General features: G+C 47.6%; 16 protein-coding genes. 3 read left to right on the top strand and 13 right to left on the bottom strand.

The features are described 5' to 3' along the window. Window positions 1-6: 6 nt before the first annotated feature. Together J3999_RS11545 and J3999_RS11540 are read left to right on the top strand one after the other, a co-directional pair. Window positions 7-720, top strand: coding sequence for a response regulator transcription factor (locus J3999_RS11545; RefSeq protein ID WP_208128037.1), 714 nt, complete (start codon window positions 7-9; stop codon window positions 718-720). Window positions 721-782: 62 nt separating this feature from the next. Beyond that, window positions 783-2,336 (top strand): ATP-binding protein, encoded by a 1,554-nt coding sequence (locus J3999_RS11540; protein WP_208128036.1) that lies wholly within the window; start codon window positions 783-785, stop codon window positions 2,334-2,336. 151 nt (window positions 2,337-2,487) lie between these two features. Here the strand turns inward: J3999_RS11540 and J3999_RS11535 are convergent, their stop codons facing one another. After that, window positions 2,488-3,855 carry an SPOR domain-containing protein gene (locus J3999_RS11535; protein WP_208128035.1) on the bottom strand — a complete coding sequence of 456 codons (1,368 nt, stop codon included), beginning with the start codon at window positions 3,853-3,855 and terminating at the stop codon, window positions 2,488-2,490. A gap of 94 nt (window positions 3,856-3,949) precedes the next feature. On the opposite strand from J3999_RS11535, the gene J3999_RS11985 reads away from it, so the two are divergent. Then, entirely contained in the window at window positions 3,950-4,078 is a 129-nt protein-coding gene (locus J3999_RS11985) for a hypothetical protein (RefSeq protein WP_256438123.1), read from the top strand. Between the two features lie 2 nt (window positions 4,079-4,080). Here J3999_RS11985 and J3999_RS11530 read toward each other — a convergent pair whose 3' ends face one another. The 12 genes from J3999_RS11530 to J3999_RS11475 form a co-directional block, all read right to left on the bottom strand. Then, complete coding sequence (locus J3999_RS11530; RefSeq protein WP_208128034.1) at window positions 4,081-4,497, bottom strand: YchJ family protein; 417 nt, start codon at window positions 4,495-4,497, stop codon at window positions 4,081-4,083. Then, entirely contained in the window at window positions 4,497-5,915 is a 1,419-nt protein-coding gene (locus J3999_RS11525) for an MATE family efflux transporter (protein ID WP_243755476.1), read from the bottom strand. Before J3999_RS11525 ends, J3999_RS11530 begins: the two co-directional genes overlap by 1 nt. A 32-nt stretch (window positions 5,916-5,947) precedes the next feature. Beyond that, entirely contained in the window at window positions 5,948-6,304 is a 357-nt protein-coding gene (locus tag J3999_RS11520; RefSeq protein ID WP_208128033.1) for a hypothetical protein, read from the bottom strand. Between the two features lie 89 nt (window positions 6,305-6,393). Beyond that, complete coding sequence (locus tag J3999_RS11515) at window positions 6,394-7,005, bottom strand: NUDIX domain-containing protein (RefSeq protein ID WP_208128032.1); 612 nt, start codon at window positions 7,003-7,005, stop codon at window positions 6,394-6,396. Between the two features lie 13 nt (window positions 7,006-7,018). Further along, a complete protein-coding gene (gene alr, locus J3999_RS11510) occupies window positions 7,019-8,104 on the bottom strand; it encodes an alanine racemase (protein ID WP_208128031.1) in 1,086 nt (361 codons plus the stop codon). A gap of 56 nt (window positions 8,105-8,160) precedes the next feature. Continuing rightward, window positions 8,161-9,606, bottom strand: a complete 1,446-nt coding sequence (gene dnaB / locus J3999_RS11505) for a replicative DNA helicase (RefSeq protein ID WP_208128030.1) — start codon at window positions 9,604-9,606, stop codon at window positions 8,161-8,163. Window positions 9,607-9,771: 165 nt separating this feature from the next. Then, a complete protein-coding gene (gene rplI / locus J3999_RS11500; protein ID WP_208128029.1) occupies window positions 9,772-10,221 on the bottom strand; it encodes a 50S ribosomal protein L9 in 450 nt (149 codons plus the stop codon). Window positions 10,222-10,238: 17 nt separating this feature from the next. Next, window positions 10,239-11,129, bottom strand: coding sequence for a DUF2232 domain-containing protein (locus J3999_RS11495; RefSeq protein WP_208128028.1), 891 nt, complete (start codon window positions 11,127-11,129; stop codon window positions 10,239-10,241). Window positions 11,130-11,163: 34 nt separating this feature from the next. Beyond that, window positions 11,164-11,391: a 30S ribosomal protein S18 gene (gene rpsR / locus J3999_RS11490; RefSeq protein ID WP_173285003.1), complete on the bottom strand. Its 228-nt coding sequence runs from the start codon at window positions 11,389-11,391 to the stop codon at window positions 11,164-11,166. A gap of 5 nt (window positions 11,392-11,396) precedes the next feature. Further along, window positions 11,397-11,750: a 30S ribosomal protein S6 gene (rpsF, locus tag J3999_RS11485; protein ID WP_173285001.1), complete on the bottom strand. Its 354-nt coding sequence runs from the start codon at window positions 11,748-11,750 to the stop codon at window positions 11,397-11,399. A gap of 238 nt (window positions 11,751-11,988) precedes the next feature. After that, window positions 11,989-12,711 (bottom strand): orotidine-5'-phosphate decarboxylase, encoded by a 723-nt coding sequence (gene pyrF / locus J3999_RS11480; protein ID WP_243755475.1) that lies wholly within the window; start codon window positions 12,709-12,711, stop codon window positions 11,989-11,991. Window positions 12,712-12,729: 18 nt separating this feature from the next. Then, a complete protein-coding gene (locus J3999_RS11475) occupies window positions 12,730-13,080 on the bottom strand; it encodes a LapA family protein (protein WP_208128027.1) in 351 nt (116 codons plus the stop codon). Between the last annotated feature and the right edge of the window lie 34 nt (window positions 13,081-13,114).

Below are 13,114 nucleotides of genomic sequence, written 5' to 3'. Positions count from 1 at the left end.
TCGCTTATGCAAAACACCGAATATCGTATTGCGATTATTGAAGACGATCCGATACAACTGGAAACACTGGTCTCCGCGCTTGAACAACAAGGATTTGTAGTCGAGGCGTTTTCCGATCGACCGAGCGCCGAAGCCGCCTTTGCCAAACAACTGCCGGATCTGGTTATTTCCGACATTATTCTCGGCTCGGAAATGGACGGCGGTTTTGACCTGGCCAAACACTTACTGAGTTACAACCAGCCTATTCCAATCATTTTCCTCTCGGAACGTCAGTCGGAATTCGACATCTACACCGGCCACGCCTTGGGCGCAATTGATTACTTGCCAAAGCCAATCAGCCTGAATGTTCTGATCGTCAAGGTTAAAAACCTGCTGCGCATTACCAGCTCCAGCAAAACCGATGAACAGGATGCCGACAAATCTAAAATCAAGGAACTGGAGTTGTCTTCAAGCCAGTTCAAGGCATACTGGCATGGTAAACCATTGGATTTAACTGCTACGGAATTCGAAATGCTGCGCCAGTTTGCGACGGCCGGTGAAGGTAACGTGGTCACTTATGACGCGCTGCAACAGTCTACTCAAGGGGTAGTCGAGCGGAATACGATTAATACGCATATCTGTCGTATCCGTAACGCCTTTAAGAAAATTACTCCGGAATTCAATCTGATTCAGAATGAGTACGGTCGTGGCTACTCCTGGCAACAGGAAACCAGCGACTAACCGACGGTCGACTCATTAAGAGTCCGCCGATTTTAAGCACGTAACAGGACAAACGCTTTTTAATGTTTCGTTTTATCCAGAAAAACTACCGTCTTTCGATTCGAGACCGTCTTTTCATCCTGTTACTGCTGCTGACGATACTGCCTTTTCTGGCCTATCGTTTCGCGATTGATCTGCACCGTATCATGCTCAACAATCAGGCAATTGTGCAGCAGCAAACCGTAGAGAATCTAGCGCTCATCCTGGAAAACCGGACCGATCTCTGGGCGTTGCAGATTCAGTCGGGAAAACCAACTCGACTTTCCCATCTTAATTTAAATAATTCCGTTTTATGGGTCGTCAACGAGTATGGCCAGACGACCTATGTGGTCGGAAAATTACCCGATAAGGAAGAAAATCCGGATACCGGTTTTTTTACTACGACCGGTAAACTGCTGATCAAAACTCTGGCGACCTTTATTCCCTATTCTTTACCCTATCCTTACCCGCAGAGTCCGCAACCGGAAATTACTCTGATCCGCCATTCGTTGAACGGCCAGACGTTACAACAGTATCGAATGGACAATGACGGCAACCCGGTTTCCCTGATGTCTGCTACACCGCTTATGGTTCAAAACCGCATTATCGGTTCTCTGGTTTTGGAACAAAGGATGGAGACGCTATTTAGTGAAAGTCTGAATTATTTCTATCGACTCATTGGTATAGGCGCGGCGATATTCTTTATCGTCATTGTCGGAGCCATCATTCATACTGCTTCTTTATCTAATAGAATCATACGCTTGGATGATGATGTTAAGAAAACTTTTGATCTCAAAGGACGATTGACGCAACTCGATTTCCCCGACCGTCAGAGCCGCGTTTATCAGGATGAACTCTCCGATCTGCGGCATCACATCTATGAGATGCTCAAACAGCTGGGTTCCTACGAGCGATATCTCAAGCAATTACCGAAAACCCTGCGTCATGAATTGCATAATCCGTTAAACCGGCTTTCCATGGCTTTGACACTGCTTGAAAAAGAAACCGAACACCATCAACTCGATTATGCCAAACACGCTCTGACGCAGTTGAAACAGATTATCGCTTCGCTTTCCGAAGCTACCAGTATTGAAGACAGCCTGCACAGCCAGCAGCCGGAGACATTTCCGCTCGGTCTGATGCTGCGCCACTATATCGATAATATAGTGGTCCTGCATCCGGATTATCAAATCAATTCCGATCTGAAGCTGGATGATAATGTCCAGCTACTTGGCGACGGATTTATGATCGAACAGATGATGGATAAACTGCTGAGCAATGCCAATGATTTTTCAGACGGTAAGATGCCGATACAGATCCGCGCCGCTAAAATCGGCAGTCAGATTGAAATCCGCGTCGAAAACAGTGGCCCGCCGCTTCCTAAAGGGCATGAAAAACAGATTTTCGACGGCATGACCTCAATGCGTACCCTGAACCAGGGGCAAGCACATCTGGGCCTGGGATTGCACATTGTTAAACTGATCGTGGATTTCCATCAAGGCTCGGTCAGCGCCGATAACAGCCAGTTTATCTATAAGGGCCAAAACCTTAGTGGCGTCAGCTTCAAAATTCTGCTGCCAATACACAAACTGGCTTAATCAGCTTTCTCTACAGGGATGGGACAAATCACGCTTTTGCTAAATGGCACCGATACATTCCGATCCTTCAGCGATAAATAAAAATACATAAAAAAACCGGCTTCTTTCAAAAGAAACCGGTCTAGTAAAAGTATTTTGTCAATTCAGCCCTTTAATCGATTCGCTTGACCAGGTCACCGACTTTTCTACGCCATGGCGAGATCCCCGTCTCTTTCTTAATTGTACGAGACAGTGCATCCACTTCGTTGCGATCAGCAAAAGAGCCGGTTACCAACACATAACCAAGCTTGCCGTTTCGCTCTTGAGGAATGATTTTGGCATCTTTAATTTCTCTGTCTTTGATCATCCGCTGCAGAGATTTTTCGTCATACATACTGGCCAGTTGCAGAATGTAATGTTCAGCGGGCTGTTGCATCAGCCATTTAACATCAGCGGTATAGTTTTTCTTGGGTTCGACCGGTGTTTTTACTTTTGCTGCATCGGCTGCCTGCTTTTCGACCAGCGAAATCAGCTGCTGATCAGCAATCGGCTCGGAAATACTCGGTTCGGTCGGCGCAATCGGTTGTGCTATAGCATCGTCACCGACAGCCACTTTGACCGGTGTCTGGAAAGGCTTGATAAAAGGCTTTTTGCCATCCGCACCAAGCTGACTGCTTTCCAGCTTCTGCAGCTTTTGCACCACTTCAGTTAGTTTTTCGGTGATGCCGTTTTCAGAAGCAGACAGCTCTTCCGATTGTACGTCCTTGTCGGTCTGGTATTGCTTCAACTGAGTTTTGAGTTGAGTAATCTGAGACTCAAGTGTCACCAGTTGGTTTTGCAGCGAGCGGATTTTTTCCTGGTTGTCGCTGGCAGTACTCAGGCTGGCTTCCGCACTGAGCGGTAGCTGTTTTAACTGTGATTGAAGGTCTTCGATCTTAGCCAGGTTTTTATCGTTACTGTCACTTACCGCCAAAAGCTCTTTATGTACGCTGTTGTAACCAACTACAACCACGCCAAGCGTAGTGAGCAAAAGGGTTAAACTGATAGCGACACCGGCAACCATGGAACGGTTGGAAGGCTTTTCTCCAGAATTACTTGGCGTTTGCGGGCGTGCTGAATCGCTAAAGCCTGATGCATTAGGTGGCGTAGAAGTTTGCGACGATGCGCCGGCACTGCGCAGAGAAAGACGAACACTCTCCAAATCATCTTCCGGAGCGGGATCCTTAACACTGCTGTTTAATTCATCGCTGGCACGCATATAAGGATCGGTATTCAAACGCTTAGAGGCGATTTGCGCGCTCGGCTGAGGTTCGGAAAAAGCATACGGATTACTCGCTGCTTCGTCTCGTTCGCGCGGCGTCTCAGTGACATTGCGTTCCGCCTGCAGAGCACTTTCCGGAACGACCTCGCTGGCGGCCTTAAGCCAATCTTGCAGTGAGTGTTCCGAACTTTCCGAGGAGGACATGGATTTCGCCTTGTTTTCAATCTCTTCTAGGATCTTGGCGCGTTCAGCTTCCAATTCTGAAATGGTATTAGCCATAGTTAAACTTCATCATTCCCTGAGCATAATTGTGAAATTATTGTAGAATGCTTTGCGTGAAAAAGATATATCTTAACCAAGGAGATTTGCGCACATGCCTGATATGCAGAGTGTCGGCGACGCACTTTTGATTACCCTGGCGCTGTTAGGCGTCTCCGTTCTTGTGGTCGGCCTGCTGATGTGGTGGTTGTATCGAGTATTCAGAAATAAAGAAGAACGGTAATTTTATTTGATCTCACCGTCGACATACCGCCAGTGACCACTCTGGTCACGCGTAAAATAGCTGGTTTCATGCAAGGTTCCCTCCTGCGGAGGCTGTGGATTCAAAAGTGAATTTTGTGCTTGCAGACGGTAATGCGCAACAAAGGTCACCCATCCTTCCTGATCTCTTTTACGGCCTTTTTTACGCCCATTGATATTCAATTGCGTCCATTGTAAATCTTGTTCGAAATCGACTTTTTCCGGGCGTGTTGATTCGTCCCATGTTGCCAGCAGATACTCCTCATTCCTTGTAACAAAGGCGCTGTAGCGCGAACGCATTAGCGCTTCCGCCGTTTCCGGCATGGCTAGTCCGCTATGAAAAACGCCGCAGCACTCCCGATACGCTTTACCCGAACCACATGGACACAGTTCTTGATCCATTAATCGTAATCTCCTTTTGTAACCACATGCGACAACTGCATTTCGGTATACAGAAAAGGCAGCTGATATCGAAGCCGCCAGACAAGTAACACAGCCGCGACAGCCAATCCCAGACAGATCCCGAGCCAGAACCCGACAACCCCCTGGGGATTTGTGATCCAATTGGTGAAGCTCAGCACATACCCCAACCCGATCCCGATTAGCCAATAGCTGACAAAGGTAACCCACATAGTCACTTTAGTATCGTGAAAACCTCGCAGGATGCCCGCCGTAGAGACTTGAACCGAATCAAATATCTGATAGATAGCCGCTAATATAAGCAAAGTAATCGTGACCGTAATCACGGCGGGATCTTCGGTGTACAAACCGATCAGTTCATGTCGAAAGAAGTAGGTATTTAACGCCAGGAAAGCGCCCATCATCAATGCATAAAAATAGCCGACCTGCATAACTTGCCGCAGGCGATTCAAATCCCCCCTGCCGTATTCCTGACCAATCCGCACCGTTAAAGCCATACTCAGGCTTAACGGCAGCATAAATGCCATTGAGGTCACGCTGATCGCGATCTGTTGTCCGGCCAGTACCGTTGCTCCCAGAGGTGCGACAAACAGTGCAATCAATGTAAACAGGCTTACTTCGAACAGTAAGGCCATCGCATTCGGGATTCCGATTTTCAAAGCCGGCATTCCGCCTTGCTTCCAGTGCTTAGGCAATAGGTGCGACCAGTTTATATGTTGGCAGGTATTCGGATTGCGGTATACGTAAACCAAGCCGGCAGCCAGCATCAGCCACATCACTATCGCGCTGGCCACACCGCAGCCAGCTGCGCCCATAGGGTCGATTCCGAAGCCGCCATAGATAAAAAGAGCGTTCAGAGGGATATTGCAGATTAAAGCTACAAAGCTGATCCACATGGTTGGCAAGGTTTGCCCAAGTCCTTCCCAGTAGAATCTTAACGCTTGATAGAAAGCGATTGCCGGCAGGCCCCAGGCGATATAGCGCAGATATTCGTCGGTAAGGCGATAAACTTCACTGTTTAATTCAAGGAGATCCAGCACCGGCTGCATATTATTCAATATAAATGCGCTCAAAAGCCCGATCGGCAAGGCAAGCACAACGCCCTGAGCGAGAAATACGGAAACCGATTCATTGTCATGTCGTCCGAAGGCCTTTGCGACCAGAGGCGTAATTGCCAGCAACACTCCTGTGCCGAAAATAAAAACCGGTAACATAATGCTTGATCCAAGGCCGATCGCCGCCAGATCATTTGTTCCCGACCACCCTGACATCAAGGTATCAACGACACCTAAAGCGGTTAATGCAAGTTGTGCAAGAAGGATTGGAAAAGCAAGCTTGAGCAGTATCTTCGACTCTTGGCGGAAACGCGGCGACGAAATAGAAAAAAAAGATGCAGGCAAGGGAGCGATCTCAATCGAACATTAAAAAGGCTTCACTGTGAAGACTCTTTGGAAGTGTTTTTTTTATGGTTGTTATCCGCGGCACCCTTATCGTCGGGGTTCCAATAACCCTCGCCGAATTCCGTTTCCGCTTCTTCAACCAACTGATTCTGTCGGCTGAGTTCCTCTTCGGTTGGCTCGATATGTACAATCCACGAAGGTTTAAGATAGATCAACGCAACCTTAATTCCCCAATAGACCAGAGCGTAAATCATAATCGCCATTGCCAGAACCAGAGGCAGGCCGACCAAAAGATCGATAATCAGGGCATGACCGGCAAAAATCTTTTCAACCAGTTCTTTTTCCAGGAAGGCAAATTCCAGCCAGAACAGAACCGCGATCCAACTCAATAAGATGGCCCATGGATTTAATTTCGGGTGAATTCGGCTATTGCGGAAAAGACATAACATAATAAAATTCGACTTGATTAAGAGATGTGTTAACGAAGAGTCGCATCATTACAGCGCTGAAAAAACAGCCATTGCAATGCGATAATCGTGCTGGCTACATTATAGTGCCCATTGAGAAGATTTTGTTTGGCTTCATAAAAAGGTACCTTGAGTACCTTAATGTCTTCGATATCTTCATCCAGGCCGGCGAAATCCGCAACGTCATTAATATTGATCTGTGCGGCAAACAGATGCAGCACTTCATCCGAACCACCCGGGCTTGGGTAAAACTGGCAGATATATTCGGCCGACGGGATATCAATCCCCGCCTCTTCTTTGGCTTCACGCACGGCAGCCTGCTCGGCCGTTTCACCAGAATCGATCATACCGGCAATTGGCTCAATCAACCAGGCCTTGTCCGGCGAATTTGCCTGTTGAGCGTGCCCTAAAGCACCCGCCCGGCATTGCTCGATTAGCACGAGGGCTTCTGCCTGCAAATCATACAGAAGCAGAACGGCCGCCTCTCCTCGACCGAAGAGTTCTCGATCGATTTCAGCGCTCATCCCACCGGCATACAGGCTATGTTGATAGCGAAGAATATCAATACGGAAAAAGCCGCTGTAACCTTGTCTGCTGTTCAGTATATTCAGCTGTTTACTCATATAGATCCCACTGTCAGCGAACTTCAATCAGCGGCACTCTGGAAGTCACGCCGGTTAGTAATTCATAACTGATGGTACCGCACCATTTGGCAACTTCATCCGCAGTAAGTTCCGCTTCACCCCAGAGGACGACACGATCGCCGACCTTTACTTGGTTGACCATCGGTGTCAGATCGACAGTAATCATATCCATGGACACTCTTCCAACCATGCGCACTCGAACCCCGTTTACCAAAACCGGAGTCCCTTCCTTGGCGTGGCGTGGATAGCCGTCGGCATAACCGATAGCAACCACCCCGACATAGGTATCTTTCGAAGCCTGCCAGGCATTTCCGTAACCGACAAATTCGCCTTTCGGTATCCATTTGAGTGACAGAATCTGCGATTCAAGACGCATCACCGGTTTGAAGTCATGATGCGATCCAGTTGGATTACCGCAGCCGTACAATAGAATTCCGGGGCGAACCCAATCGTAATGGCTGGCGGCATAATGCAGAATACCCGCCGAATTGGCCAGACTTTTCGGTACCGGCCAACTTGCCGTAGTGTCATCAAAGCAATCGATCTGCGCAAGCGTAAAGTCGCGTGAAAAGCCATCCTGCTCGTCAGCCGAAGCGAAGTGCGAAATAAAATGAATCTGGAAGGCGCTACTCTTATTCAATAGCTGTTGGACCACGCTTTCTACCGCATCCGGGTGGAAACCAAGACGGTGCATGCCGGTATCGATCTTAATCCAGACGTTGAGGGTGGTGTCAAAAGGATAATCCAGAAGCCATTCCAACTGATGCTGCGAATGCAGTACCAGGTCCAGACGGTTCTGGGTAACAACCGGGATTTCCGAAGCGGAAAACAGCCCCTCAAGCAAAACGATACGGTGCAAGTAGCCTTTTTGCCGTAAGACCAGCGCTTCTTCAATCGAGGTCACCGCAAAGCCGTCGGCTTCCGATAACTGCTGGGCAACGCGACAGATGCCATGCCCGTAGCCATTAGCCTTAATGACCGCCATCACTTTGGATTGCGGTGCCAACTGTTTAATCAGCTTCAGATTATGGCTTAAAGCGGGAAGCGAGACATAAGCTTTGGTAGGACGATAAATCATGCCAGATAGAATCCTTTCGTACGGCAATAATTTTGCATAACGCTCTGAACCATCGATTAATGCTCGATGTCGAAGGCAGCATGGTTTTCGAAACGCGTATATTCACCGATGAAGGTCAAGCGCACCGTTCCCAAGGCACCGTTACGATGCTTCCCGAGTATGATTTCAGCGATACCTTTATCCTCAGAGTCGTCATGATAGACCTCGTCACGATAGATGAAGATAATCAAGTCGGCATCCTGCTCGATCGCCCCGGATTCACGCAAATCCGACATAACCGGACGCTTGTTGGGACGTTGTTCAAGACTGCGGTTCAACTGTGAAAGAGCAATGACAGGAATATTAAGTTCTTTCGCTAAGGCCTTGAGTCCTCGAGAAATTTCAGAAATTTCGTTAACGCGGTTTTCGGCATTGGCGGAACCGCGCATCAGTTGCAGATAATCCACCACGACCAGTCCAAGACCGGTAATGTGCTTATCCGGGTCTTCATGTCCGGCTTCGACCGCTTCCTTGCGTTGCAGGTCGCGAATATCCTTATCGATACGGCGCGCTCTGGCACGCAGTTCGGTAATCATCAGAGCGGGCGTATCATCAATGTAAATCTTCGCTTTAGAAAGGATATTAACCGCCTTATTCAGTTTCGGCCAGTCTTCCTGCTGCAGCTTACCGGTTCGCATGCGTCCGGCATCGATACGCCCTATCGAACTGATCATACGCATTGCCAGCGATTCGCCTGGCATCTCCATCGAAAAAACTGCGACCGGCGTATTGTTCTTGGTCGCAATGTTTTCGGCCATGTTCATCGAGAAGGTTGTTTTACCCATCGACGGACGCCCGGCAACGATAATCAGATCGCCGTTTTGCAGACCGGCAGTGATTTCGTCAAATTGGGTTAGATGGGTTTCCTGTCCGGTAATGTGGCCTTCGGTATTGAACAGTTCGTCGATTTTATTTAATGCGGCCGTTAACAGGTTGTGCATGGTCTGGTATTGACGTTCTTTACCTTCACCGTGTTCGGCGATCTTCATGATCTTGGATTCCGCAATATCCAAAATCTCGCGAACATCTTTCCCTTTGGGGAAATAGGCGGTTTGCGCCACTTCGTTACTGGCTTCGATCAGGTTGCGTAAAATCGCCTTGTCGCGGACAAGTTGCGCATAGTAGAGAATATTGGTCGCACTAGGCGTATTTTTGACCAACTCGACCAGATACTCTTTATTACCGGCCAGCTCCAAATTTCCGTTGGATTGCAACTGATTGGCTACCGTTACCAGGTCAAACGGCTTGTTATTGCGGTTTAATTCGATAATGACATCGAAGATAGCCTGATGTTGCTTGGTATAGAAATCGGTTGTATTGACGATCGTCATAACATCATCAAGTGTCTCATTCGACAGCATCAGGCCTGCCAGAACGGACTGTTCGGCATCAATCGAATGCGGTGGAACCTTAAACGGATTTTCTGCTTCTTGAGTCGTGTTTTTTGATGAATTAATCTGCATTGACGCTATCGGTTTTGTGCACAGGAAAAGGACAAACTATTATAACGTCGCCGGAAGCGTTTGCGGAAAATTAAACGCGTTAAGAGAATATTCCGGACATAAAAAAAGCGCTGACCCTGTTAAGGTCAACGCTTTTTCACAAAGTATCAGCTTGTAACGAATAAATTATTCGGCAGCTTTAACTTCAACCGTTACGGTTGCAACAACATCAGTGTGCAACTGAACGTCGATTTCGTAAGTACCTACGAAACGAAGCGCGCCTTCAGGCATACGGATGTCGCGACGTTCAACTTCGAAACCAGAAGCCTGCAACGCATCAGCGATGTCGTGAGTACCGACAGAACCGAATAGTTTACCTTCATCACCGGCAACAGATTCGATAGTGAATACTTGACCGTTAAGGTTTTCGTATACACCTTGCGCAACAGAAAGTGCCGCAGCTGCAGCCGCTTCAAGTTCAGCGCGTTTCGCTTCAAACTCAGCGATGTTGTCTTTGGTAGCCGCTTTCGCTTTACCTTGTGGGATCAAAAAGTTACGAGCGTAACCAGCTTTAACAGAAACTTGATCACCTAGAGTTCCTAGATTTTGTACTTTTTCAAGCAGAATAACATTCATGGCTTAAACCTCTATCTTTATTGCATTTCCTCTCGGCCCCGGAATTTCATCCAGTTATCTAAAAGACCGACGGTAGCTAAAATCAGCATCATTTGCGGAAGTAAAAACAGCAATATATACAATCCGACCAACCAGGCGCTGCTGGCATCTTTCTGTTTGACCAAACAATGGGCAACGCTGATGCCTTGGAACATCAAAACGGCTATTGCAATCCCTGAGAGATCATATAGCAGCCGGACATCCTGTCCGAAAAACAAACCGGCAACGGCAATGGCGGTAGCGGCATAAACGGTGTTTTGCGGCAGTGTCAGCTGATGAAAATCAAGCTGAAACTGACCCGGATAATACAGCACACTTTGATACCAGCGGCCCAACAATAAAATGCTGTACCACAAAACCAGAGCGAATGCTGCCAGCAACATAGTCACTGACTTCGCTAATCCTGGTATCAGGTCGGCGTCAAAATCCACACCAGACGAATCCAGAATCGGTTTGAGCTGCTGGTCGAACAGAGTCAACCACCAGTTCGTTGTATCCCCTACCATTAGATGGAAGGCGATCAGACCGGCTCCGATCATCAACATGCCAGACTGTAGCGCCTGGGCCAGAGAGTTTGTTTCTCTCAAAACCACTGCCATGACATAAACCGGCAGCAGATATTCCATAACCGCGATAACCGCAGGCCAGTAGCTCCCGCTGATCATCAAGTTGGCTCCTACTTGGACGGCAATCGCCCAGAGGAGGGATTTCGCCCCTTCGCCAGCGTTGATACGCAGGGTAATCAGAGCGATGATCGCACCGGCTAAAATACCGACCGGGGCAATCCAGACACTAAGGAGTGAAAGCAGAACTACTGCAATAATGGCCTGCATCGGCCCTTTCATACTGTAGTTGGCTAAGGCTAACATCCCGTGTCCTAGCTATTTCACTTCTTCAAACAAATTATTTGTGTTGATCAGTGTATGGCAACAAAGCGAGGTAACGTGCACGCTTGATTGCATTCGAAAGTTGACGCTGATACTTAGCGCTAGTTCCAGTAATACGGCTTGGAACGATTTTACCGGTTTCGGTAATGTACGCTTTCAAAGTATCAAGATCTTTATAATCAATCTGTTTTACGCCGTCTGCAGTGAAACGACAGAATTTTTTACGACCAAATCCACGAGCCATCTTTATTACTCCTTGTTCTGACGCTTATCAGCTTTGTCATCTTTACGGGCCATCATAACTGAAGGCTCAGTGATTGCTTCATCTTGCTTAACAACCATGCTGCGAAGAACTGCGTCGTTGTAATAGAAAGCATTTTCAAGCTCGTCAAGTGCTTCTTGGCCGCACTCGATGTTCATCATGATGTAGTGAGCTTTGTGCACTTTATTGATTAGGTAAGCCAGCTGACGACGACCCCAGTCTTCAAGACGGTGGATTTGTCCGCCAGATTGTTCGATCATGGCCTTATAACGATCAACCATCGCAGGAACCTGCTCTGATTGGTCAGGGTGTACTAGAAATACGACTTCATAATGGCGCATTCAATTTTCTCCTTATGGATGAATAAACAGTCTCCCGTTAGCTACGGTGAGACAAGGATATCAAGCAGCGCTTGAAAGACGCGGATTATAACCACTTTTTATCTTTTTCGCAAGAAGCGGAATCGCGCAATCCATAAACATATACGGCAAATATAAAAACGGCGGTAATACCCTCCGGTAATTACCGCCGTTTCATCTCACAAAAAGCTGATTTTACAAAGCGTTAGCAACTAAAACCTTAGTCGAGGTGTAACGAATCGTTGATAGCCTGTAATGCCAGAATCGGATCATCCGCCTGCGTAATCGGACGCCCGATGACCAGATAACTGGAACCGGATTGCAGAGCATCGGCCGGCGTCATAATACGTTTCTGGTCATTAGCGGCACTGCCTGCGGGACGAATTCCCGGCGTGACCAGACAAAAATCATTGCCAAGTTCGTTGCGCAGCATTGCCGTTTCCTGCGCAGAACAAACTACGCCGTCCAATCCAGATGCCTGCGTCAATTTTGCCAGACGTAATACCTGCTCTTTAGGTTCAACATCCAAACCGATTTCAGCAAGATCTTCTCTTTGCATACTGGTCAGGACGGTTACGGCAATTAACAGTGGCGGCTTTTCAAACTCAGCCAAAGCGTCCTTGGCGGCTTTCATCATTTTTGAACCACCCGATGCGTGTACATTCACCATCCACACACCCATACGGGCAGCGGCGGCTACCGCTTTAGCCACTGTATTCGGAATGTCGTGATATTTTAGATCCAAAAAGACATCAAACCCCTGAAATACCAATTGCTGGACGAATTCAGGACCCGCAACAGCAAATAATTCCTTACCGACTTTCAGGCGGCAGTTCTTTGGATCCAAGGGTTTAACAAACTCCAATGCCGCGTCGGCATCGGCAAAATCAAGGGCAATTAATACTTTAGGATCATGAACGGAATTTTGCATGTGAGAAGTCATTGATTGTGTTCCACTATTTTAAGGTGACGGCAAATGATTGTTTTGGCTGGCCGGTTGTATTGAATCCAATGATTTCTGCTGCTTCGCTTCTAGCAGTTGCTTCTTCATATGAACCATTTCGTCGGACTGCTTTTGATTAAGTCTTGTCTGCTTGCTTAAACGCCATTTAAGTTGGGTAACCTGCATTTTAATCAGCAGCGCACCGATAAGCATTCCGATCACTAACATAACGGCCATGGCCAGTCCCAAAGGGAATTCAACATGGTAAAAAAACAGATCGAATTCAACCAAATGAGGGTTTAACACCCCTAGAACCAATCCCAAGAGGAGAAAAGCGGTGGTAAACAGCAATGAAATCAGCTTGAACATATAACCGGAAACCCTTTTGGATAAAGTTTCGACA

It is taken from the genome of Thiomicrorhabdus sp. 6S3-12 (assembly GCF_017571475.1).
In the GTDB taxonomy this organism is placed as follows: domain Bacteria; phylum Pseudomonadota; class Gammaproteobacteria; order Thiomicrospirales; family Thiomicrospiraceae; genus Thiomicrorhabdus.
The sequence above is the reverse complement of the archived record's forward strand: the minus strand, read 5'-3'. Positions and strand labels throughout refer to the sequence as shown.